General features: G+C 65.0%; 23 protein-coding genes and 1 riboswitch. Of the genes, 5 read left to right on the top strand and 18 right to left on the bottom strand.

The window, feature by feature from the left end:
* Positions 1 to 24 precede the first annotated feature (24 nt).
* Positions 25 to 513: a DUF1097 domain-containing protein gene (locus KUV81_RS03945; protein ID WP_222542540.1), complete on the top strand. Its 489-nt coding sequence runs from the start codon at positions 25 to 27 to the stop codon at positions 511 to 513.
* Here KUV81_RS03945 and KUV81_RS03940 read toward each other — a convergent pair.
* Positions 455 to 3097, bottom strand: a complete 2643-nt coding sequence (locus KUV81_RS03940) for a cation-translocating P-type ATPase (RefSeq protein WP_222542539.1) — start codon at positions 3095 to 3097, stop codon at positions 455 to 457. The two genes, KUV81_RS03945 and KUV81_RS03940, sit on opposite strands and share 59 nt — an antisense overlap.
* A gap of 142 nt (positions 3098 to 3239) precedes the next feature.
* Between KUV81_RS03940 and KUV81_RS03935 the strand changes: the two genes are divergently transcribed.
* Entirely contained in the window at positions 3240 to 4055 is an 816-nt protein-coding gene (locus tag KUV81_RS03935; protein WP_222542538.1) for a universal stress protein, read from the top strand.
* A 3-nt stretch (positions 4056 to 4058) separates the two neighbouring features.
* On the opposite strand, the gene KUV81_RS03930 is transcribed toward KUV81_RS03935, so the two are convergent.
* The gene (locus KUV81_RS03930; protein WP_222542537.1) at positions 4059 to 6989 is read right to left on the bottom strand and encodes a DUF748 domain-containing protein; all 2931 of its coding nucleotides are present in this window, start codon (positions 6987 to 6989) and stop codon (positions 4059 to 4061) included.
* 193 nt (positions 6990 to 7182) lie between these two features.
* On the opposite strand from KUV81_RS03930, the gene KUV81_RS03925 reads away from it, so the two are divergent.
* A complete protein-coding gene (locus KUV81_RS03925; RefSeq protein WP_222542536.1) occupies positions 7183 to 8277 on the top strand; it encodes an SMP-30/gluconolactonase/LRE family protein in 1095 nt (364 codons plus the stop codon).
* 6 nt (positions 8278 to 8283) lie between these two features.
* Here KUV81_RS03925 and KUV81_RS03920 read toward each other — a convergent pair whose 3' ends face one another.
* The 13 genes from KUV81_RS03920 to hinT form a co-directional block, all read right to left on the bottom strand.
* Positions 8284 to 8832 (bottom strand): NAD(P)H nitroreductase, encoded by a 549-nt coding sequence (locus KUV81_RS03920; protein ID WP_222542535.1) that lies wholly within the window; start codon positions 8830 to 8832, stop codon positions 8284 to 8286.
* A 60-nt stretch (positions 8833 to 8892) separates the two neighbouring features.
* Positions 8893 to 9366: a methylated-DNA--[protein]-cysteine S-methyltransferase gene (locus KUV81_RS03915; protein WP_315900038.1), complete on the bottom strand. Its 474-nt coding sequence runs from the start codon at positions 9364 to 9366 to the stop codon at positions 8893 to 8895.
* A gap of 115 nt (positions 9367 to 9481) precedes the next feature.
* Positions 9482 to 10075: a DoxX family protein gene (locus KUV81_RS03910; protein ID WP_222542533.1), complete on the bottom strand. Its 594-nt coding sequence runs from the start codon at positions 10073 to 10075 to the stop codon at positions 9482 to 9484.
* A 72-nt stretch (positions 10076 to 10147) separates the two neighbouring features.
* Positions 10148 to 11047 (bottom strand): DUF6279 family lipoprotein, encoded by a 900-nt coding sequence (locus KUV81_RS03905; protein WP_222542532.1) that lies wholly within the window; start codon positions 11045 to 11047, stop codon positions 10148 to 10150.
* A 38-nt stretch (positions 11048 to 11085) separates the two neighbouring features.
* A complete protein-coding gene (locus tag KUV81_RS03900) occupies positions 11086 to 11937 on the bottom strand; it encodes a phosphotransferase family protein (RefSeq protein ID WP_222542531.1) in 852 nt (283 codons plus the stop codon).
* On the bottom strand, positions 11906 to 12550 hold the full coding sequence (pnuC, locus tag KUV81_RS03895) for a nicotinamide riboside transporter PnuC (RefSeq protein ID WP_261389187.1): 645 nt from the start codon (positions 12548 to 12550) through the stop codon (positions 11906 to 11908). The genes KUV81_RS03900 and pnuC overlap by 32 nt, the downstream gene beginning before the upstream one ends.
* Positions 12534 to 12794 carry a hypothetical protein gene (locus tag KUV81_RS03890; RefSeq protein ID WP_222542530.1) on the bottom strand — a complete coding sequence of 87 codons (261 nt, stop codon included), beginning with the start codon at positions 12792 to 12794 and terminating at the stop codon, positions 12534 to 12536. The genes pnuC and KUV81_RS03890 overlap by 17 nt, the downstream gene beginning before the upstream one ends.
* A gap of 10 nt (positions 12795 to 12804) precedes the next feature.
* On the bottom strand, positions 12805 to 14937 hold the full coding sequence (locus tag KUV81_RS03885; protein ID WP_222542529.1) for a TonB-dependent receptor: 2133 nt from the start codon (positions 14935 to 14937) through the stop codon (positions 12805 to 12807).
* 51 nt (positions 14938 to 14988) lie between these two features.
* Positions 14989 to 15091: riboswitch (TPP riboswitch) on the bottom strand.
* A 72-nt stretch (positions 15092 to 15163) separates the two neighbouring features.
* Positions 15164 to 15322 (bottom strand): hypothetical protein, encoded by a 159-nt coding sequence (locus KUV81_RS03880; RefSeq protein ID WP_222542528.1) that lies wholly within the window; start codon positions 15320 to 15322, stop codon positions 15164 to 15166.
* 163 nt (positions 15323 to 15485) lie between these two features.
* Complete coding sequence (locus tag KUV81_RS03875) at positions 15486 to 15872, bottom strand: YcfL family protein (RefSeq protein ID WP_222542527.1); 387 nt, start codon at positions 15870 to 15872, stop codon at positions 15486 to 15488.
* A gap of 9 nt (positions 15873 to 15881) precedes the next feature.
* A complete protein-coding gene (locus KUV81_RS03870) occupies positions 15882 to 16313 on the bottom strand; it encodes a PaaI family thioesterase (protein WP_222542526.1) in 432 nt (143 codons plus the stop codon).
* The gene (locus tag KUV81_RS03865) at positions 16313 to 16810 is read right to left on the bottom strand and encodes a PaaI family thioesterase (protein ID WP_222542525.1); all 498 of its coding nucleotides are present in this window, start codon (positions 16808 to 16810) and stop codon (positions 16313 to 16315) included. The genes KUV81_RS03870 and KUV81_RS03865 overlap by 1 nt, the downstream gene beginning before the upstream one ends.
* Complete coding sequence (gene hinT / locus KUV81_RS03860; RefSeq protein WP_222542524.1) at positions 16807 to 17157, bottom strand: purine nucleoside phosphoramidase; 351 nt, start codon at positions 17155 to 17157, stop codon at positions 16807 to 16809. The genes KUV81_RS03865 and hinT overlap by 4 nt, the downstream gene beginning before the upstream one ends.
* 392 nt (positions 17158 to 17549) lie before the next feature.
* On the opposite strand from hinT, the gene KUV81_RS03855 reads away from it, so the two are divergent.
* Together KUV81_RS03855 and KUV81_RS03850 are read left to right on the top strand one after the other, a co-directional pair.
* Positions 17550 to 19310 (top strand): M61 family metallopeptidase, encoded by a 1761-nt coding sequence (locus KUV81_RS03855; protein WP_222542523.1) that lies wholly within the window; start codon positions 17550 to 17552, stop codon positions 19308 to 19310.
* A gap of 67 nt (positions 19311 to 19377) precedes the next feature.
* Complete coding sequence (locus KUV81_RS03850; RefSeq protein WP_222542522.1) at positions 19378 to 19563, top strand: hypothetical protein; 186 nt, start codon at positions 19378 to 19380, stop codon at positions 19561 to 19563.
* Positions 19564 to 19612: 49 nt separating this feature from the next.
* Here the strand turns inward: KUV81_RS03850 and KUV81_RS03845 are convergent, their stop codons facing one another.
* The 3 genes from KUV81_RS03845 to KUV81_RS03835 form a co-directional block, all read right to left on the bottom strand.
* Positions 19613 to 20107, bottom strand: coding sequence for a hypothetical protein (locus KUV81_RS03845; RefSeq protein ID WP_222542521.1), 495 nt, complete (start codon positions 20105 to 20107; stop codon positions 19613 to 19615).
* Positions 20108 to 20160: 53 nt separating this feature from the next.
* Entirely contained in the window at positions 20161 to 20814 is a 654-nt protein-coding gene (gene can / locus KUV81_RS03840; RefSeq protein WP_222542520.1) for a carbonate dehydratase, read from the bottom strand.
* 85 nt (positions 20815 to 20899) lie between these two features.
* Positions 20900 to 23098, bottom strand: coding sequence for a diguanylate cyclase (locus KUV81_RS03835; protein ID WP_222542519.1), 2199 nt, complete (start codon positions 23096 to 23098; stop codon positions 20900 to 20902).
* Between the last annotated feature and the right edge of the window lie 16 nt (positions 23099 to 23114).

Below are 23114 nucleotides of genomic sequence, written 5' to 3'. Positions count from 1 at the left end.
AGGATGTTCATCACAGGAGGCGCGATGTCTGCCCTGGTCGCCATTGCCATCACCACCGGTTTGCTCTCCGCCCTATGGGGCTGGCTCTCCATCGCTTTGGGTCTGCTGACCTGGGCGGGGTTTCTCGGCTGCACCAGCTATTTCGCCTCCAGCGACGACAGCCTCAAGGGGCTCGGCGTCAGTCTGGCCAGCAACCTCTCCGGTGTGCTCTGGGGGTTGTCGCTCATCCACGGCAGCCAGTGGCTGGAGCACCCGATGCTGGGCTACCTGCTCACCGGGGTGGTGGCCTTTATCATGTGCGTTCAGTCCCGCCAGCGTTGGCTGACCTTTATCCCCGGCACCTTTATCGGCTGCTGCGCCACCTTCGCCGCCGAGGGCCACTGGCAACTGGTGGTGCCCTCGCTGCTGCTGGGGGGCCTCTTTGGCTATCTGATGAAACGTTCCGGCCTGTGGCTCAAGGCTCGGGCCGACGGTCGTGCTCCGGCTGCGGATCCGGCGCGCCAGGGCGGATAACCCGCCGCCCTCGATTCCAGGCCTTGTGCCCCTCGTCCACGGCAAAGAGCGTCAGGGCCAGCGCCAGCAGCAGGCCCCACTGATCCCAGGACACCGGCTCCAGCTCCAACAGCCCCGCCAGGGGCGCCCAGCTCATGGCCCCAATGTGGATCCCCTGAGCCAGCCCTATCCCCAACAGCAGCAGCGGATTACTCCAGAAGGGGACGCGCCACAGCGGCCGCCGCTCCGAACGGCTGTTCAGTGCGTGCACGTTTTCAAACAGCACCATCATCAGCAGCGTCAGGTTGCGCGCCTGCGCCTCCGTCGCGCCCCATTGCCACGCCACAAAGAACACCCCAAAGGCCACCAGCCCCATGTAGAGGGCGCTGCTGAACACCCGTGAGAGCATCAAGGGATCGAAGATCCGCTCGGAGGGCGGCCGTGGCGGGCGACGCAGTTCGTCCCCCTCCGGTGGCTCAAAGGCCAGCGCCACATCCTGCACCCCATTGGTGACCAGGTTGAGCCAGAGGATCTGCAGGGGCAGCAGGGGCAAGGGCAATCCCAGCAGCACGGAGAGAATAAAGAGCACGATCTCCGCCGCCCCGGTGGAGATGAGCAGGAAGATCACCTTGCGGATGTTGCCGTACACCACCCGCCCCTCCCGCACCCCATCGACGATGGAGGCGAAGTGGTCGTCGGTAAGGATAAGCGCCGCGTTCTCCCGGGCCACGTCGGTGCCCCGTCGGCCCATCGCAATGCCCACGTGGGCCGCGTGCAGGGCCGGGGCGTCGTTGACCCCATCGCCGGTCATGGCCACATTGTGCCCGGATGCCATCAGCTCCTGGGTGATCGCCAGTTTCTGCATCGGCTCGATGCGGGCGAACACCCGGCTGGAGAGGACGGTCTGACGCAGGGCCTGCCCCCCCTGCTGCTGTGCCGCCTTTAACTGGGCGCCGGTCACCACAGGTTCGTTCGGCTGGCAGAGCCCCAGCTCCAGGCTGAGGGCCCGGGCCGTATCCGGGTGGTCGCCGGTGATCATCGCCACTTCCACCTGGGCGGCTTTGCAACGGGCTACCGCCTCCACCGCATCGGGTCGCAGCGGATCCACCATGGCCACGGCGCCGAGCAGACGTAGCCCCCGCGGGGGGTGCTTGGGATCCAGCGGCTCGCTCAAGGGACCGTCCGCCAGCACCAGCACCCGGTACCCCTGGCCCGCCAGTGCCGCCAGCTGGGCCTGGATGCGTTCGAGACTGGCGTCCCCAGACGCGGCGAGATCGCACAGCGGCAATACCCGCTCCGCCGCGCCCTTCATGTACACCCGGGGCCCCTCGGCCTCCTTAAGCGCCACCGCGGCGTAGGCCAGCTCCGGCTCGTAGGGGATGCGCGCCTGCTCCGGCTCGGCCAGGGGCCGATCCGGTGCCAAGCCCCCCTTGGCCGCGAGCACCAACAGCGCCAGGTCGACCCCGTCGCCCTGGCCCACCCAGTGCCCCGCCTCGCCGTGCACCGTCGCTTCATTGCACACCCGAGCGGCCCGCACCAGGGCAGCCACCGCCGGCGCCTGCTCCGCTTCGGCGTGGATCCCGCCGGCCTGGGCCATCCCCTCGCCGCTGACCTCGACCTGCTGATCCCCGGGCAACCAGAGCCGACGCACCGTCATCTCGTTGACCGTCAGGGTGCCGGTCTTATCCGAACAGATAAAGGTGCAGGACCCCAGCGCCTCCACCGCCACCAGGCGGCGGACGATCACCTTCACCTTGGCCATGCGCCGCATGCCGATGGCCAGGGCCACGGTGATCGCCGCTGGCAGCCCCTCGGGGATGGCGGAGACCGCCAGGGCGATCCCCAGCAGGAACACCGTGGCCAGATCCGCGCCACGAGCCAGGACAATGACAAAGAGGGTGGCGATCACCAATAGGACGCTGACCGCCACCACCAGGGTAAAGCGCTCGATACGTCGCTGCAGCGGCGCCTTGGGCTCCTCCTGGGCCTTGACGGCGCTGGCGATGCGGCCAATCTCGCTATGAACGCCGGTGGCCTCCACCTCCCCTTCCGCCCGACCGTGCAGCACCAGGGTGCCAGCGAACAGGCAGTCGTGACGCTCGGTGAGGGCACCGTCGATGGGATTCTCGCTGGGCCGTTTGGCCACCGGGGCGGACTCGCCGGTCAGCACCGACTCGTCCACCAGCAAGCCAGTGGCCTGGAACAGGCGGATGTCGGCGCTGATGCGATCACCGCTGGCCAACAGCACCAGGTCGCCGGGCACCAACTCTTCGGCATCGAGCTGTTGAACCCGGCCATCCCGGCGTACCCGGGCACGCCGGGGCACCATGCGGTTGAGGGCCCCGGCGGCCCGCTGGGCCGAGTATTCCTGCAGAGTGCCAATCAGGGCGTTGATCCCCAGCACCACCAGGATGAACACGGCGTTGATGGTTTGGCCCAGCAGGAAAGAGACCAGCGCCGCCAGCAGCAACACATAAACGAAGGGCGTATGGAACTGGCGCAGCAGCACCAGCCACCAGGGGGGTGGGCGGGCCTGGGGCAGGCGGTTGGGGCCGAAACGGGCCAACCGAGCCCGAGCCTCCTGGGTGCTCAATCCATCGCGCATCGGCGTCACCCCCACGCAAACGGCCGAACACCGGGCCTCAATGCGAAGCCAACGGTGCCGAAAAGGGACAAATACTGCTATAAATTTAGATAACTACAACAAAAACGGCTTCTTGGAGGCCCAGATAATTGAGGGGAAATTGATGGAGATTAAAGAGATCCTCGCGGTCACACCGCCCCCAGAGAGCCCAGGGGATCCCATTGGCACGGCAGCCAACCTCGCAAAACTCTGGCAAGCGAACCTGACGGTGCTCTACCACAACCAGCGCAGCCACGACCTTGGGGCGCTGAATCAGATGGCCGACGAGCTCAAAGGCGCCGGGGTCCCCAACGTCAAGGTCCAGGGGGACAACTGGGACAAACTCAGCGACGTCATCGACGCCATGCAGAAACTGGCGCCCTTCGACCTCATCATCAAACTGATGCACCATCGCAAACAGAGCCACACCACCGACTGGTACGTCTTAAGGGTGGCCCACTCCCCGGTGCTGCTGCTCAATCCCGAGCCCCAGGCTCACCAGTCCCGCATTCTGGTGGCGATGGACCTGGACCATAAGACGGCCCGGGTGCAAAAGCTCAATACCAAGGTGCTGGCTCACGCCAAGGGCCTGGCCGAGAGCCGCAACGCCGAGCTGCACGTGATCTACGCCCCCCACCTCTCCCGGTTCCTCCATGAGCTGGACATGATCAGCCCCCACGAGGTGGCCCAGACGGCCATGGCCAACTGCACCGAAGCGCGGGCCTGGCTGGAAGCGGAGGGGATCCCGGCGGAGCATATCCACATCAAGCCCGGGCTCACCGGTCAGGTGATCCGGGACAAAACCTGCAAGCTCAAGGTGGACACCCTGGTGATGGGCTACTTCAAGCGCACCGGGATGATAAGCCAGCTTTGGCGCAGCAACGCCGAGCAGCTGCTGGGGGATCTGCGCTGCCACATGATGGTGGTGCCGGCGGACTGAGCTTCAGCCGGAGGCATCGAGCTCCATCACCACCTTGGCACCACTGGTGTCGAGGTTGATGCGGCTTTCCCTCAGGAACACCCGGTTGGGGTCCAACCCGGCGTCCACCAGGGTGCTCTTGACCGCCTCACCCCGCGCCAACGCCAGGGTTTTCAGCGCCAGCTCATCCACCGGCTCGGCGTCCAGCAGCTGTTCATACAGCCCCTTCTGCCAACGGCGCTCCAACTCCTCCGGGGCCAGGTCCGGTAGCCGAGCAGCCAGGTCCTGGCGCTCCTGCTGGGCCTGCCCGGCGCCCTGACGGGCATCGTAGGCTGCGGCCAACACCTCCGGCGGCGGCTCGGTCAGGCCACTGCCCGGGGGCAGCAGGCGCGCGTCGAGGCGTTCCTTGGCCAAGGCCCGGCCATCCTCCTGCGGATCCACCGCGCCCTGCACCGAGATCACCAGGGCCGGTCGCTGATTCAGCCCCTCCACCAGACGCTCCAGCTGTTGCCGGTGGGCCCCATCCACCTCGCTCTGTCCGGCTTTAAAGGCCACCGAGTCCGGCGGCTCTTCACCGCCAAGCAGGTTGCCCAGCAGGGCAAAGGGTGCGGTGACGATCTTGGTGATGGCGTTCCCCAAGGCCTTGAAGATGAGCGGGCCGATGGCAAATTCGGGGTCATCCAGGTTGCCTGAAACCTCCAGACCCAGATCGATCACCCCGTTGCTGTCCTCCAGCAGGGCCACCGCCAGGGCCACCGGCAAGGTGGTGGCTTTTTTCGAGTCGCTGCGCTGACCCAGTTTGAGCTGGCTTATCACCACCTGGTTGCTGCCCTTCAGCTGGTTGCCATCCAGGGCGTAGTTGAGCGCCAGATCCAACTGCCCCTGGTCGATGAAGTAACCCGCGTAGGTGCCCGAATAGGGGTTCAGCGACGTCAGTTCGACGTTATCGAAGGTCAGGGCCAAATCAAGATAGTGCTCTTCGGAGAGGGGCTGTATCTCCCCGGTCAGGGAGACCGGCGCGTAGCGGTCCACCTGGCCGGCGATGTCCACCCGGGCGCGGCTGTCGGTCTGGGAGCTCAGGCCGCTGATCTCCCCGGTCATCGCCTCGATGCCGGTGGCAAACCGGGGCGTCAGGGTGTTGTCGGCGAAAAACGCCGCGCCTTCGGTGAACAGCACCCGCTTGATCTCCACCTCAAAGGGTGGGGCCTCGCTGTCCGATACCTCCACCTCCGAAGCAGGGCTGTCCGAGGGTGTCGACTCGGGCGTCGGCTCTGCGGGCACGCCCTGGGGGGATTCGGGCGCGCTGGGGATCAGTTGGGCGAAGTTGGTGCCGCCATCCTCTTCGATGATCACCCGTGCGTAGGGCTCGTGAAAGGCCAGGTTGTCGATGGCCAGGCGGCGTCCCGCCAGGTCAAAATCCAGCCGGTTCACGTCCAGCTGGCCCCACTTGACGAAGTCCCGCTGCGCCACGGTGTCCTGGGTGACCAGCTCGGCCACTCCGAGTCGACCGCCATAGGTCAGCTGCATCGGCTCCCCCAGGGCCAGGTTGAGCTCGCCGCTGGTGGAGAGACGACCGCTCAGCATCAGAAGGTCCAGATAGGGCTGCCAGTAGGGCTTGGTGGCCAGAAGATCAAAGGCCTCCAGATTCAGCTCAAAGGCGCCCTCCTGCTGGGCCAGCAGCCACTGACCGTCGACATTGACCGTGGTGGTGTCGTTCAGCATGCCATCCAGGTCGACGACGATGGGCTCGTCAAAATCGGTGCCCAGGGGGCCCACCACCAGAGGCACCAGCGCCAGGGACCAGGTGGCCGGCTCGGCCAGGGTCTGATCCGCCAGGCTCACCCGGCTCTCCTCCAGTGACAGGCTGGCCAGTCGCACCGACCAGGGGGCCGAGTCCGGCTCCTGCGTCGGGGCGGGGCCCTCAGCGGTGGTCTTGGGGGCGAGGATCTGCGCCAGATCCACCCCGGCCTCGTCCCGGTTCATCGCCAGTTCCAGGGCGGAGAGGGTCAGATCATCCAGGGTGACCTGGCGCTGGGCAAAGTCCAGATCCACCCCGGTCAGGGCCAGTTGACCCAGGGTCAGGAAGGTTTCCTGCTCGTGGGCCAGCGCCAGCTCCTTCATGGTGGCGGCGCCATCGTGGACGGTGATCTGCAGATCCTCGTCCAGGGAGATGCGGCCCGCCACCGAGAGATCCAGTCGGGCCTGGGGCAGCGTGAAGTGAAAATCGTTGGCAAAGTAGGGCCAGTAGCGGGTCAGGTCGGCGTTGGTGACCTCCAGCTCCAGGGCCAGGTCCAGGGGCGCGAAGTTGGCCGCCAGATCCAGCTCGCCACGGCCGCCACCGGGACCGGTGACCGTCAAGTGGACCTGATTCTCCCCGCGTGAGAGGTGAAAGTCCTGGGCCTTGAGGCTGATGTCCGACAGCTCGGTGCCGTGACTGGCGTCGCGCTGGTAATGGATGCGTCCGCCGCTGAGGGCCAGATCGTCCACCGCGAATGCGGGCAGCGGGCGGGCCGGGGCCTCCTCGGGGGCCGGCTCAGGGTCCTGGGCCAAGGGCGCCAGCAGACGGGACCAGTTGGTCTCGTCGGTGGCCAACTCCACCAGGTGAGCCCGGGGGTGCTCCAGGTAGAGCCAGTTGAGCTGCCAGCGCCGGCCAAACAGGGAGCGCATCGGTTCCAGGTTGGCGTCCAGGGCGTCAAATCCGGCCAGCTCAGCCCCGTCCTCGCCCTTGAGGCTCAACGCATCAATCTGCAGATCCCAAGTCAGGGGATGAAGACGGACCTCGCCAATTTCCAGGGTGCCCGCCAGGTTCTCGGCCACCCACTTGGGGGCCTGGCTTTGTACCAGCCGAGGGACCGCCACCCCCAGCACCAGCAGGTAAAGTGCAAACGCCAACAGGCCATAACTGCCATAGCGCACCCAGCGTCGCTGCCACCACTTTGCCCAATCCACAGCCACCTCGCCTCCGAAGCTCCCTTATGAGTGTAGCGCCCAGGCTGAGCCTGTAGCGTTCCGCCCCCACCGACGATTTTCGCCCGTCATCAGGGGCCATGGGCACGGCCGGTTTGGTTCCAACTCATGCCCTGATGATGCAAGGGATTTTAATCTATGTTACGGATAAATATTAACAATTTTAAGAAAGGAAGATCGCATGTCGGTGCGGATCACCCTGTGGCTGGCCCTGCTGCTGGTCGTCGCTTACCTGGCCCTCTGGCCGGTGCCCATCGAGCCCCTGCCCTGGTCGCCGCCCAAGGACAACGGCTACATCGGCGCCTTCTCCCCCAACCGGGCATTGGCCAAATCGGTGGCTCTGCCCCTGCCCCAAAGTGAAGGGCCGGAGGATCTGGCCCTGGGGCCCGATGGCGCACTCTACCTGTCGCTGCTCGATGGCAGCATCCTTCGGCTGGATGAACAGGGACATTGGCAGACGATAGCCAACACCCAGGGGCGCCCCCTGGGCATCGAGTTTGCTCCCGATGGCACTCTCTACATCGCCGATGCCCACCGAGGCTTGATGGCCCTGCCCCCGGGTGGCACAGCCACCGTGGTGCTGGACCGGGTCGCGGGCCTCCCGCTGCGCTACGCCGATGACCTCGACATCGCGCCAGATGGGGTGGTCTACCTCTCCGACGCCTCCACCCGGTTCAGTGCGAAGGAGTACGGCACCTTTGAGGCCAGTTTACTGGATCTGATGGAGCACCGGCCCAGCGGCCGGCTGATCCGATTTGACCCGGCCTCTGGAGAGGCTTCGGAGTTGATGACGGGGTTGAGCTTCGCCAACGGGGTGGCGGTGAGTCACGACGGCCAATCGGTGCTGGTGGCGGAGACCGGCCACTACCGCATCTGGCGCTACCCCCTGACAGGCGAGAGCCGGGGGCAACCGGAGCTTCTGGTGGAAAACCTGCCGGGCTTTCCCGACAACCTGAGTCGCGGGCCTCACGGCAGCTACTGGGTGGGGCTGGTGGCGCCGCGCAACGCCGTGCTGGACGCCCTGGCCGGCGCCCCCGCCCTGCGCCGGGTGGTGCAGCGCCTGCCGGAGGTTTTGCGTCCCAACGCGGTCCGCTACAGCCACCTGGTGGGGTTCGACGACCAGGGCCAGATCCGGTACAACCTGCAAGACCCAGCCGGCGGCTACGCCTTTATCACCGGCGCACAACGGGTGGGGGAGCGGCTCTATCTGAGCAGCCTGCACGAGCCGTCGCTGGCCTACCTGCCCTGGCCCTATGGCGACAGCGACACCCACTAAGAGCGGTTACAGGCGACGGACAAAGGGGTCCATGGCCGGCGCGGTGCGCGCCTGAGTGGGCTTTTGCGGCGTGCCCAGGTAGAGGAAACCGACAATCTCATCCTCCCCCGCCACGCCCAGCGCCTCACGAACCAGGGGGTGGCGGGCGTAGGTGCCGGTGCGCCAGACGCCGCCCAGGCCCAGGTTGAGGGCCATCATCTGCATCGCCATCAGCGCGCAACCGGCACTCAGGTGCTGTTCGATGGTGGGCACCTTGGGGTGTTCGGTGACCTTGGCGATGACGGTGATCACCATCGGCGCCCGGGTGGGCAGCAACCGGGCCCGGGCCAGCGCTTCACCTTCCGCCCCATCGGCCTGGGCCGCGCGAAAGTAGATCTCGCCGAGCCGCTCCAGCCCCGCCTCTTCGGCCACCACGAACTCCCAGGGGGTCAAACCCGCGTGGTCAGGGGCACGCAGGCCGGCCTGGAGGATCGCCTCCAGTTGGGCCGAGTCGGGCCCCGGGTAGGTCAGTCGGGGTTGGGAGTGGCGGTTCAGCAGCAGCTCAGCAGCGTCCATGGCGGGGCCTCATAATGACGTCAAAAAACCCCGCCATGCTGTCCCATCACGGGCGCAAAATCAACGGCGCTTTTGCTCCAGCAACAGTAACTTCTGCTTGGCGCTGAGACCGCCGGCGTAGCCGGTCAGGGCTCCACTGGTGGCCACCACCCGGTGACAGGGGATCACCACGTGCAGCGGGTTACGGCCATTGGCGGCGCCGACGGCGCGCACCGCACTGGGCCGGCCGATCAGTCGGGCAATGTCCCGGTAGCTGACGATCTTGCCGTAGGGGATGGCACACAGGGCGCGCCACACCTTCTGTTGGAACTCGGTCCCGGTGACCGAGAGGGGAAAACTGAACGCCTTGCGCTCGCCGGAGAAATACTCCCGCAACTGCGTCAGGTAGGGTGCCAGAGCCTCGGGATCGTGCTCCCACTCGGCGTCAATGGTCAGGGCCTTGGGGCCCTGCTGGTAGTTCAGGTGACGCAGGCCAACCTCATCAATGACCGCAATCATGGTGCCTGTTGGGGTATCGAGCAGATCGTATTTCACTGAACCCTCCCGATGCATGCCAGCGTGTGTCCAAGGTGGAATTTTTTCCGTGCGGACTGACTAACTTAGCACCAAATGAAGGAGTTGGGGCAAGTTCGACCCTGCCCCGGTGAAATCATTGCGTCGCCTTGGGGGCCAGGAAATGATCCAGGCTGGTGAAGCGACCGCCCCCCATGAAATAGAGCGCCAGCAGCATGACGAAGTAGGTGATGGAAAACTCGATGCCGTTGTTGAGGATGACAAAGTTACCGGAGCTGGTCAGCCAGTCGTAGTTGCCGTGCTCCTGCAATATCCCCTTGGCCCGCTCCAGCTTCTCGGCGGAGGCCATCACCTGCTCGTTGGCCAGCCAGGAGGAGGGATCGGCGATGGCCAGCCAGCCGTTGTCCCAGTGCACCGCAAAGGCCGCCACCAGCATGGTGACCATCAACGGGATGCAGATGAGCCGGGTAAACAGGCCCAAAATCAAGAGTACGCCCCCCACCAGCTCGGCGCCGATGGCCAGGGTGGCCATCAGGGCGGGCAGGGGCAGCCCCAGGCCCCAGTCGGGGTTGCCAAACCAGGCGACGGTATCGGAGAAGTGGCCCAGTTTGTTCCAGCCGGCCTGGATGAACACCGGCGCCAGGTAGAGGCGCATGGCCAGGGGGGCCAAGCCTTCCAGGGCCGTGGTGGCGGAGAAAAACTGTTGCCAGAGACGGACGAGAGCTTGCATTGGGGCCTTCCTTCTAACGCGGTGTTATGGGGCAGGACCGGGGCACGGCCCGCGCGCTTTCAGAAGTGTGGCTCAATCTTTCCCGATCAGGTACTCAAGATCTTCTGCCAAATCATCAAGCTTGCGCTCCAACTTGCTCTGTTGACGGCCACTGAGGCTGGCGTGGATCTGGATAAGCCCCCGGGCCAGTTGCTGACGGTTGGCCTGGATCTTCTCCAGGTAACGCTCGCCGCGCAGTTCATTGGGGGTCACCAGCAAGAGCGTCAGCTCCCGCTCCAGTTTCTCGGTGTCGGCACGGTGGCGCAGGGCGTCGGAGAAGTGGGTGTACCAGTCGGCCCGATAGGCGAGCCACAGCTCCAGGGTGCTGTGACGGTTGCGGTTGTAGTTGTCGATCACCGCCTTTTGCGAGGGGCTCAAGGGGCCGAGCCACTTCTTCAGCGACTTGTTCATCGACTTGTTGGCCCGCTTGATGCGCTGCTCCAGGGTCATGTCGGCGTACTTCTCCCGAAGCTCCCGGTCCTCCTTGGCGATCTGCAGCAGCATCTCCTCCACCTGCTCATCGGAGAGGGATTGGATCAGCGGCACCAGATCCGGCAGCAGGTGTTCAAACAGGCGATACCAATGGTCCGAGGCCCGGCTCATCTGGGCCAGCACCTGCTGTTCGGTCAGGGGGCCTTCGATGTCGCGGCGCACGGAGTTGAGGTGGTCCAGGTAGAGGGGCAGTTCATGGCGGCGGTGCCAGCGAAGCTGACGCTCGATCATCTTATCCAGCGCCCCCTCCTGGGCGGAGTTGAGGGAGACGTAGTCGTCCACCTGCCAGGGGATGATCCAGTCCAACCAACCGTACACAAACCGTGGCGAGCAGCCACCGAGCATCGCCAACAGCAGCAGCATCAGGGACCAGCGTCGAACCCCTGGCCCCAGCGGTGTTCCCTTTGGCGGCGCCGCTTCGGCGCCCAAAACCCCTGACATCCCTGATGGCCTCCTTTTGGTTGGTATTCTGTTGGACCCTATCGGTCCCGGTTCCATTCCCCTATGGAGTCAAGGTAGTGCTTAAGCCATTGAGAGTAAATGACGTCACCATGAAGCCGTTCCATCCGCTCGGCCCAGGCGGCGCTCATTAGCAGGTAGAGACAGGCCGCCCCGCGCATCGCCGCCCACTCCCCGTCATCCGCCGACACACCGCGCCGGGCCAGATAGCCCTGCCACAGCGCCCGCCCCCACTCGGGATCGGACTCGGTCAGGATGGGGGCGAGATCCATCAGCGGCGAGGCCTGCCCGGCGTACTCGAAATCCAGCGCCAGGTAGTGACCGCCCTCCCCCACCAGCAGGTTGCCCCGATGCAGATCCCCGTGGATAAACCCCTCGGGCAACGCGGAGCCGGACAGGGCCTGACGCCAAGGGGGCAGGTGCTCAAGCCAGGGGGTGCATTGCGAGTGTGAAAGACCCGACAGGTAGGCCTGGATCCGTACCTCGGGGCGCACCGGGGTCCAGTGGCCGGGCAACGCGTGCAGGACCGCCATCAGATCCAGCAGGGGCGTTGCCTCCAGCGCCTCCGGGGCCGTGCCGCCCCAGGCGGAGAGGCTGAAGGCGGTCTCCCAGTGCAGCAGCGCCGGCGCCCGCCCCAGGGCCTGCACCGCCCGCCAGGCCCGCGCCTCCTGCGCCCGGTCGACGCAGAACGCCAGGGCCTGGTTGTGCAATCGGAGCACCAGGCTCTGCCCTTCGCCATCGAGCCGCCAGAGCCGGTTGCCCAGCCCACCGTCGAGCGCCTCACGGCGCTGCCAGCGGTAGCCCAGCGCCTCCAGACGCTCACAGGCGGCGTTCAGGCCCTCAGGCACAGCCGAGGCCCCAGTTGGGGTCACTCTGCTCCTTGCGGTGCTGGTCGCGCCACTGCAGGTAGGCCAGGGCCGCCATCCCCACGTAGAAGAGGAACAACCCCGAGGTGAGGTAGAGCCCCTTTTCCAAGTAGAGGTAGATGGAGACCAGGTCGATCACCACCCAGTAGAGCCAGTTCTCCACCACCTTGCGGGCCACCATCACCGTGGTGACCACGGCAAAACAGGTGGTCAGGGCATCCAGGTAGGCCAGGTCAGCATGAGTTCGGGTGTCCATCAGGTACCCCAGCCCCAGGGCCACCGCGGTGGTGCCCGCGATGATGACCAGGTGGGTGGTCCAGGACCAGCGGGTCAGGGCCAGTCCCGCCCCCCGGTCGCCGCCGAAGCGCCATTGCCAGAAGCCGTAGCCGGCCATCAGCAGGTAGTAGAAGTTGAGCACCGACTCCATCAGCAGCGCCACGTGCCAGAACAGCGCCATGTAGATCACCGTGCTGCCGGCCGCCGCCGGCCAGCACCAGAGGCTGCGGCGCATCGCCAGCAACAGGTAGGCGATGGCCAGCAGCACCGCCATCGCTTCCCAGCCGGTCAGGGCGTGGGCCTGCTCATTGGCCTGGGCCCACCACTCACTCACTGTGATCAAGGTTGACCCCGCCGGGGATGAACTTACAGACAAAGACCCCTTTGCCCCACTGCTGATGGGCGGCCTTCATCTCGGTGGCCAGCAGCGCCATCACGGTGTCGTAATCGCCCATCAGCTGGGTACTCATGCCGTTGGTGAGACGGCGCACCTCGGGGTACTGGTCCAGGCGTTCGATAAACCACTTGATGGCGGCCAGGTACTCGTCCTGGAGGGGATAACAGCTGATCTCAACAGCCAGTTGCATGGTCGGCTCCTTAGAAGTAGTCGTAGCGGAAGGTCAGGCCAAATTGACGCGGATCGCCGTAGCGCACGTACAGCTTCGGCGCCCAATCCTCGTTCGGCTCGTTGCCAAAATAGAAGCCCCGCACGCCGTAGCGCTCGTCGGTGAGGTTGCGCCCCCACAGGTACAGCGCCCAGCTCTGGGCCTCGTAGCCCAGCTTGGCGTTGACCAGCACGTAGGACTCGGACTGGGCATCGTGGCTGTCAGAGTAGTAGAAGGCGTCGGAGCCGTTGAAATTGAGGTTGCTGAACCAGCCATTGTCGGCCCGGTAGGTGCCCCCCAGGGCAAACTGGTAACTGGGGGCGTGGGCCAGCTCCCGACCGGACAGGTCCAGCTCGGAGCCGTCCGCCTGGGGCAGCATGTAGGTCTTGTAGCGGGCCTTGAGCAGCCCCAGGGTGCCGTAGATCTCCAGCTGTCGGCTGGCCTGCCAGCTGAGGTCCCACTCCAGGCCGTAGTTCTCCGACGCCCCGGCGTTGTTGGTGTAGAGGAAGAAGCGCTGGGGGTTGTCCGGGTCCTGCAGGGAGGCTTCCACCTGCTGGTCCTGACGGTCCATGTAGAACAGCGCCAGGTTGGAGTTCACGGCCCCGCCAAACAGGCGGCTTTTAAGGCCCAGCTCGTAGTTGTAGAGGGTTTCGGCATCAAACTCGGTCTGCTCGCCCAGTACCGGCGGCAGCCCCATATTGAAGCCGCCGGCCTTGTAGCCTCGGGCGATGCGCAGATAACCGCGGTGTCCGCCCCCCAGCGCCCGGCTGGCGGAGAGGTGACCGCCCCACATGGTCTCCTTGGGCTCGAAGGCCTCGCCGGTGTCGTCGGCGTAATCGCTCTGACGGTACTCCACCCGCAGCCCGGCGGAGAGCTCCCAGGCCCCCAGGGTGCTGTCCAGCTGACCGAAGAGCGCTGTGTTGGCGGCCTTGTAGTCGCTGACCAGGAACTGATCCGGGAAGCCGTTGTAGTAGCTCTCCAGATCGTTGTGCTCCTTGAGCTTGCTGTAGTAGACGCCGATCAGCCAGTCGGTGGTGCCGGAGAAGATCCGCCCGGCCTCGCCGGAGGCGAAGCGAAACTCCTGGCTCAGGGTGTCGCGCTTGGCCCGCTTGTCCCAGAAGTAGTCGTAGACGCAGGGCTCGGTGCCGATGACGTTCCAGTTATCGTCGTAGACCGAGCACTCCAGCCCCGCCCAGTAGTCGCCATTGGCCCAGTCGCCGTCGTAGGCGTGGCGCGTGTGGCTGTTGGCGTAGCTGGTGATGGCGGTGAGGTTGACCGCCTCGGAGATCTCCCAGCCCAGCTTGAGTGCCATGCCATTGGTGCGCTGACTGTCCACCCCAGGCTCGTCGGTCAAGGTGGTGAAGCCGTTGTTGTCCAGGGTCCAGGCGTCGTAGCCGTTGTCCAGGTTGGCGTGGAGGAAGGTGAGATCCGCCTGAAAGGTGTCGCTGGGCAGCCAGCGCAGCTTGGCCCGCACCGTGGTTTCATCCCGGGCGTTGGTATCGTCCACCCCCAGGTAGGCGTTGTGGCGAAAGCCGTCCTGTTGGTGGTTCTGCACCGCCACCCGGTAGAGCAGCTCCCCGCTTTGGTCCGCCGCGCCGGAGGCGTAGGCCCCCACCGTCAGCTGGTTGTCCTCGGCGACGGTGATCTCCGTGCCGGTCTCAAACACCTCGGTGGGATCCTGGCTTTTGACGTAGATGAGGCCGGCCAGGGCGTTGGCGCCGTAGCGGGTGCCCTGGGGGCCCCGCAGCACCTCGACCTGCTGCAGATCGTAGAGGCTGGCGGCCATGCCGATGCCGGACAGGTCGATGTCATCGACAATAAAGCCCACGGAGCTGTTGGGCGCCCCCTGGTACTCCTCCTGCTCCCCCACCCCGCGGATCTGGAAGTAGCGGGGACGGGAGCTGCCGCCGGACCAGTTCAGGTTGGGGATGCGGTGCAGGGCGTCTTCGAAGTGTTCCCCCCCTTCGTCCTGCAGCTGCTGAGCGTCGAGGACGGTGGCGGAAGCCGGCAGTTCGGCCAGGGACTGACCGCGAAAATCGGCGATCACGGTGAGGGTTTCCATCGCCTCTTCGGCGGCGGCAGGGAGGGCGGCCAGCATGGCCAGGGAGAGCAGTGAGCGTCTCATGTCCGTATCGTGTCTCGTGATGGTGGTGCAACAGAGCGGATCCGGAGCGGCGGGAGGGGGCTACGCCATTCCTACGCCGGTATCAGCCGGATCAGGTTCGACGGGTTCCCTGGCGGGCAGGATCTCAGTGCGGTGCACACCCCGTGGCGAGGCGGAGTATACGCAAAAGCGAGGGGATTTGGGACAGAGGGCACAAAAAAGCCCGCCGGGGGGCGGGCTGATTCGCTTACTGGTTCCAGAGCTTGGGCTCGGTCTCAGTGCGGTTGTAGTCGTACGCCAGGTAGGCCCAGTAGCCCAGACCCAGGGTCAGGAAGGTGGAAATCACACCGGACAGCAGGGGGGTGCTGAACATGGCGGGGGAGATCTCGAGGATCATGTCGGTCATAGCGTTCTCCAAAGACAAGTACAGGGGCGGCCCTACGCCTTGAACTCATCCATGAAGGGCTTCGATGTGCGACATTGTACGCAGTGGCGGGAAAAAAAAATCGGCCCCGATCACAGTCGGAACCGATTGCTGTTGGTGCTTTGTAACGAGGTTTTACAGAGCGTTACTCGTCCGTTGCCCGGCGTACATAGATCTCGAATTCGGTGGCGGTGGGCAGCGGGGCCACCGCGGTGACCGGGCGTTGCTCCCCACCGTGCAGATTAATGGGACGCCAGCTCATGGTCTCCGGCTCCAGCGGGATCCCGTCGATGTCGTAGAAGGTGAACTTGTACTGCAGATAGCGATCCGTGCTGACCCGGGAGGCCAGCACCGCGGAGGCCTGGAGGCGATCCCCCACGTAGCGTTTCTGCACCCGTTCAATGGTGACCTCCCGGGCCACGCTGCTGGAGTCAATGCGCAGCTCCGGCCGATCCGAGCGGGCCGCCACCCCCGCCGTTATGGAACTGCACCCGGTCAGTAACATCGTCAGTACCAGAATCCACGCTCTCATCCCTGCCTCCTAGTCGATCAAAAAGTGCGCCCTCGCCGTGGCGATGGGTTGCTTGCGATTGGTTTGCCAGCAGTTGACGCTGACATTGGCCACCCGCCGCCCCTGGCGAGTGATCTTACATTCACAATAGGTCTCTCGGGCGTAGCCTGCACGCAAATAGTCGATCGAGAAATCAACGATTTTCGGCACCCGGGTGGTCTGCATCAGCACCATCAGCTGGAGAATGGCGGACATCTCCATAAACCCGGCAATCACCCCACCGTGCAGCGCCGGCAGCATGGGGTTGCCCAGATTCTGCTCTTTGGGCGGCAGACGGAACACCATCTCGTCGCCAAACCGCTCGCACTCCATGCCAATAAAACGGGCATAGGGCACCAGATCCAGCAGTCGGCTGTAGTCGTTCTCCGCGGTGGCTTCCCGCAGCAGCTGTTTGATGTCCATCATTCCCCCATCAGCGCCTGGCGGAAGCTGTCGGTCATCAGCTCCGGTCCGATGCGCATGAAGGACCCCACCGCCTGGGCGATGGGATCGTCCATGGAGTCCTGGTAGGCCAGCCCCCGGGTGAAGGCCACGGCGCTGGTGAGCTTGAAGCACTCGGCAAAGCCGTACACCGGCTTGCCCGGCTGTGCCGCCTTCATGTAGTCGACTCGGAGATCCAGGGTGGGACAGAGCTCGATCTCACCGGTTTTCTGGGTCACGGCACAAACCACCGAGGCCCCGGAAGCGGTGTCCATCAAGGTGGTGATCACCCCGCCATGGAGCACCCCGGTGTCCGGGTAACCCACCAACTGCTCGTGGTAGGGCAGCTCCAGCAACACATGGTGCTCGCTGCCCTCCAGGGTCTTGACCCCCAGGGCGCGACACTGGGCGAGCTGGTCGACGAAGCGGCGGGCCAGCCCGGTGAGGGGGAAAAATTCGCTGTTATCGGGTGTCTTCATACGGCGAGCATCGGCCCCAGGGGCTTGCCCCCCAACAGGTGCATGTGCACGTGGTACACCTCCTGCCCACCGTGACGATTGCAGTTCATCATCAGGCGGTAGCCGTCCTCGGCGATCCCCAGCTCCCGGGCCAGTTTGGCGGCCACGGTGAAGATCCGACCCAGGGCCGCTTCGTCCTCAGCGGTGACGTCGTTGACGGTGGGGATCAGGTGGTTGGGGATGATGAGAATGTGGTGGGGGGCCTTGGGACTGATGTCCTTGAAGGCGGTCACCAGATCGTCCTGGTAGAGGATCTCCGCGGGGATCTCCCGACGGACGATCTTGGAAAAGAGGGTTTCTTCGGCCATGAAGGGCTCCCTGGGTCAGGCAATGACAAATCAGCTCTTATTATACGAGTCTGTCACATGGGAGAAAATTCTCTTTGCCGTCATCCTTTTGTCATCAGGGTCAGGCCAGCTTTACAGCTTGGCGGCGCGCTGCTGCTCCCGCCAGCCTCGCCACAGGCCGAACAGGCAAAACAGCCCATAGAGGGCGATCATCAGCAAAAACGGACGAAACAGGGTCAACATGGCGGCATCCCGGCAGCACTGGAGGGCCGAGCTTACCCCGGCTGGGCACAAAGTGGATGGATCTCAATCACAAATGCCGTTACACACCGGACAACTTATCGGCTGACAAGGCCCCGGGGGGCTGGCTACAATCGGCCACAGGAACCCCACCAGGAAGGAAGCAGTCCCTGATGATCCACTACCAGATCCAACCCGTCGATCCCCTCGCCCACCTCTTTGCCGTGTCACTGACCCTGGACAACGCCCAGGCCGGCCAGCAATTCACCCTGCCCGCCTGGCTGCCCGGCAGCTACATGGTGCGGGACTTTGCCCGCCACCTGATCGGCGTGCGTGCCCAGCGCCCCGGCGGCGCTCCGGTGGCCCTGGTGCAGCTGGACAAGCAGACCTGGGCGCTGGAGGAGGACGCCGCCGAGGTGGAGCTGCACTACCAGGTCTACGCCTGGGACCTGTCGGTGCGCGGCGCCCACCTGGATCAAACCCACGGTTTTTTCAACGGCAGCAGCACCTTCCTGGCGGTGGTCGGTCAGGAGGATAAGCCGGTCACCGTGACCCTGCTGGCCCCCGAGGGCGAAGAGTATGCCCAGTGGCGCGTGGCCACGGCGATGTCTGAAGCCGGCGCCGAGCGCTACGGCTTCGGCACCTACCGGGCGGACAGCTACGACGAGCTGATTGACCACCCGGTGGAGATGGGCACCTTCACCCTGGCCAGTTTCGAGGCCGGCGGCGTACCCCATGATCTGGTGCTCACCGGCCGCCATTTGGCGGACACCGACCGGATCTGCGCCGATCTCAAGAAGATCTGCGAGTATCAGATCAACCTCTTTGGCGGCAAAGCCCCCTACGACCGCTACCTGTTCATGACCCAGGTGGTGGGCAGCGGTTTTGGCGGCCTGGAGCACCGGGCCTCCACCGCCCTGGTGTGCGGTCGCGGCGATCTGCCCAGCATCACCGAACCGGCGATGTCCGACGGCTACCGCACCTTCCTCTCCCTGTGCTCCCACGAGTACTTCCACAACTGGAACGTCAAACGGATCAAGCCCGCCGGTTTCCTGCCCTACGATCTGAGCCAGGAGAGCTACACCCGTCAGCTGTGGGCCTACGAGGGGATCACCTCCTACTACGATGATCTGCTGGTGTACCGGTCCGGCTGCGTCGACCGCGACACCTACCTGCAGATGCTGGCCGAAGGGATGACCCGGGTCACCCGGGGCAGTGGCCGCTTCAAGCAGAGCCTGCGGGACTCCAGCTTCAACGCCTGGACCAAGTTCTACAAACAGGACGAGAACGCCCAGAACGCCATCGTCAGCTACTACACCAAGGGGGCGATGTTTGCCCTGATGCTGGACTTGACCCTGCGCCTGGAAAGCGGCGGCAAGCGCTCCATCGATGACCTGATGCAGATGCTGTGGCAACGCTTCGGCGAAGTGGGGATCGGCACCGAGGAGGACAGTCATCAGGCCCTGGTGGCGGAGCTGCTCGGCCGCGACGTCTCCGATCTGTTCGCCTACCTGGACAGCACCGAAGACCTGCCCCTGGAAGCCCTGCTGGCCCAGGTGGGCGTGGAGCTGCGCCTGCGCGGTGCCAACGGCAACGCCGACAAGGGCGGTCAGGGCAAGCCGCCGCTGGCGGTGGCCCTGGGAGCCCGTTACAAGGCAGTGGATTTCGGGGTGCGGATCGAAACCGTGGCCGAGGGGGGCAGCGCCCACCACGCCGGCCTGGCAGCAGGCGACCGTCTGGTGGCCCTGGACGGACTGGCGGTAGACGGCTCCCTGGACCAGCAGCTGGCCCGTTACCCGGAGGGTAGCGAACTGAATCTCCACTGGTTCCGCCGCGACGAAATGATGTCCGGTACCCTTGAACTCCGGGCGACGGCGAAGGATACTGTGACCTTGAGCACGGTAAACAGCGAAAAAGTGGGCCTTTGGCTTTAACGCACCGGACTCATACGGGGCCCCGCCCCACCACCAACGACCTATAGTGGGTAAAGGAGGTACCTTGATGCCTGGAACCGAACCGAAGCTGGAACGTCTGCTTCACGAGCGTTTCGAGGGTGCCGAGTCCATCGCGGAGCTTCGTGAGCGCCTAAGAGACGTCGAAGAGGAGCTCCACAGCGTGTTTGCCAATGAGCTGTCCCGCTTTATCGGCAACGCCGAGACGGAAAACACCGAAAAGCACGCCTCGTAGTCTTACCACCACTGACGAAAAAGACCGGCCTTAGCCGGTCTTTTTGCGTTTACTTCACTTCCCGATACAGCGCGCTGTGCCCGGGCACCCACTCCCCCTGCTTGAGGTAATAGGCCTGCTGGCTCATGGTGCCGTCCTCGTTGAGGCTCACCTCGGAGCGCACCTCGGTGATCCCCTCGTCGGAGCCGGTGACCGTCTCGTAAGCCACGAACCGTCGCCCCTCGAAAGTGGCGGTGCCCCGGGTGTAGAAGCCGGCGGAGGTGAAGTAGAAAAACTCCAGCTGCTCACGCTCCTTGTTCCAGACCACGAAGGTCTCCCCCTCGTAGGCGCCCTGGTTCAGGGAGTGACGGATGCGGATCGCCTTGCCCTGCAGGGCGGGCTCCCAGGTGGAGATGTCCACCACGGGCTTCTCCGGCGTGGAGTCGGAAAACTCCCCCCGCCAGGTCTTGTTGAGGTAGGGTTCGAAGGGCGCCAGATTGGGATCCAGCGCGGCGCTGGCAGGCAGTGCCAGCAGGAACAGCAAGGTGACCAGAACGCTTCGCATAGTGCGTGCCTCCGTTGGGCCGGTACCTCGCTGCTCCGGCGATGAGAAAGGGGTTAGCCTGCCTGCTTGGCCAGGGCCAGTACTGCCGCCTGGCTCTTGGGCACCAGCTCGTCGCTGTTGGAGACCGAGACCCCCAGATCATTGAGCAGGCCGTCGGCCACGTCGTAGATCCAGCCGTGCACCGTCAAGGGCTGCTGACGGGCCCAGGCGTCCTTGACGATGGTGGTCTGACAGGTGTTGATCACCTGGGCGATGACGTTCAGTTCGCACAGGCGGCTGTGCTGCTGCTCGGGGCTCAGGGGGTCCACCTGGTCCCGGTGGCTCTCGTAGACGTCCCGCACGTGGCGCAGCCAGTTGCTCACCAGCCCCAGCCGGCTATCCTCCAGCGCCGCCTTGACGCCGCCACAGCCGTAGTGGCCCACCACCATGATGTGCTTCACCTTGAGCACCTCGACGGCAAACTGGATCACCGACAGGGCGTTGAGATCCGAATGCACCACCACATTGGCGATGTTGCGGTGCACGAAGATCTCCCCCGGGGCCATATCGATGATCTGGTTGGCGGGCACCCGACTGTCGGAACAGCCAATCCAGAGGTACTCCGGGGACTGCTGATGCGCCAGCTGGGTGAAAAACTCCGGGTGGTCCGCTTCGATCTGCTTCGCCCACGCCTGATTGCGGTCAAACAAGTGCTGTAAATTCGCCATCGGTCTCTCAAACTGATTCAAACCGGCCTAGTGTAAACCCATCCGACCGGCACAGTGGTCGAAACAGCGGACAAGCGGTCAAAGGCTAGCCAGCTTGGGGGGCATCGAGGGGCTGCTGGGGGATCGCCCCCGCCACCCGAACCTGGTTCCGTCCGCCCTGCTTGGCCCGGTAGAGCTCGGCATCGGCGGCCATCACCCAGTCCGGCTGATGCTGGCTGAAATCCGCGTGATCGACCATCACCCCGATGCTGATGGTGATGTACAGCGGCTCGCCGTCGGCGCTTTCGCTCATGGGGGTCGCCTCCACCAGCGAGCGCAGGGATTCCAGGCGGCGGATCACCTTGTCCGGCGCACACTGGGGCAGCAGCAGGACAAACTCCTCCCCGCCGTAGCGGGCCAGCAGGTCCAGCTTGCGGCTGAAATGGCCCTGGATTAGGTCCACCAGAGATTTAAGGCAATCGTCCCCCACCAGGTGGCCGTGGGTGTCGTTCACCGCTTTGAAGTGGTCGATGTCGATGAGCGCCAAGGCCAGCTGGCCGCCGCTGCGCACGCAGTGCTGACGGGCCACCTCGAAGTGCTGATCGAAATAGCGGCGGTTGTAGGCACCGGTCAGGCCATCCCGATGGGCCAGCTGGGCCAGCTTGCGGTTGGCGGCCTCCAGCTGGGCGGTGCGGGTGGCCACCAAAGCCTCCAGGGAGTCCTGGTACTCGCGAAGGGCAATGCGGTTGGCTTCCAGCTCCTCGTACAGGGTCTTGATCTCCCGCGCCGAGCCCCGGGGCAACCGGGGCAGACGCCCCAGGGGATCTTCCGACTCCTGACGTACCGCCAGGTGACGCACCAGGGATTCCAGTGGTGCGGTCAGGTAGCGACTGATGTGGCGGGCCAGCATCATCGACACCAGCATCCCCAGCACCAGCAGACCGATGCCGATGAGGTAGTAGGCCTCCAGGCGCTCCGCCAGGGGCCGGTAGGGCAGCAGTACGTAGAGCCGCCAACCGTTGTCCAAGTCGTTGCGATGGTAGAAGTACTCTCCCACCGAAACGTTGGTGCTGTGCAGGTTCAGCAGGGCCAGCTGGTTCGGTTTGACCTCCCGCACCGACTGATAATCGAAGTGGGTCAGGGGCGTCAGACCCAGGGCCCGACTGGCAAACACCACCCGCCCCCGGGCGTCCACCAGCACGGTATTCACATCCCCCCAGTGGGTCTGCTCTTCGTGGCCGCCGATCTGGGTCAGATCCAGCGAACCCTCGACAATGCCCTGGGGCTCGCCATCGGCCCCGAGGATGGGGGCGCTCAAGGCGACGATGGGATCGCTGCCAAAGCCCTTGCCCTGGAGCAGCTCCGACACATAGGGTCGGCGCTCGGTCATGGCCACCTTGAAGTAGGCCCGCTCGGCGACACTGAAGGGCGGCACCCGACGGATGAGATCACCGGGACTGGCCTGGGTGATGGTGCCGGAGGCGTCGGTCACCAGCATGGTGAGAAAACCCGGGTACTGCTGGTGCAGCTGCTCCAGCTTGGCCTGCCAGTGATCCTTGGGCACCCCCTGGGCGAACCAGCGACTGGCCAACACCACGCCCCTCTGGTGCACCTCGAAGTGGCGGCGCAGCTCGTGGGTCAGGTGTGCGCTGCGCTCCACCAGGTTGGTGGCCACCAGCTGCTGCTGGGTGGCCACCATGTTGCGGCTGGCCACCAGCATCGACAGCATGAACACCAGACTCAGCATCACCAGCACCCCGTGCACCAGCTTCTCCCGGAAGGTGCGCAGCACATTGGGTTGTTGGCGGATGGGGCGGAACCAGCCGTTGGGCAGCAGCAGGCTGATGAGCGAGGCCACCGCGGTGTAGAGCAGGCCGTTGAAGCCCTGCTTGATGACGGTGAAGAACTGGTAGTCGTGGGGCAGGTCGAAAAACTGCAGGATCAGCAGGGCCGTCAGGGGCATTCCCAGCAGGCACCAGTAGAAGAAGTCGGCATAAAGCAGGTACCAGCCGCGCCGACGCAGCTGGCAGACCACCAGGGCCTCCAGGCCATAGGTGAGGTAGACGTAGGTCTGGCCCCAGGTCAGCGCCAGGCCGGAGAGGGTCAGAAAGGCGCACCAGAGGGTGTGGCGGGTTCCCAGGCGACTGGCGCACAGCAATATGGTGGCGTTGCCGAGCACCAGCTCGACGTTGGAGAACAGCGGAAGGGGGTAGCAGTTGATGACGAAGCCCAGGGCACCCAGCAAGGTGGCGGCGAGAAACCGCTTGGCGGTCAGCCGGCTGAAGCCCAATCCCAGACTACCCATCAGCGCTCCATGTCCG

The sequence above is a fragment of the Ferrimonas balearica genome, assembly GCF_019802085.1.
In the GTDB taxonomy this organism is placed as follows: Bacteria; Pseudomonadota; Gammaproteobacteria; order Enterobacterales; family Shewanellaceae; genus Ferrimonas; species Ferrimonas balearica_B.
This window is presented reverse-complemented; position numbering and strand designations above follow the sequence as displayed.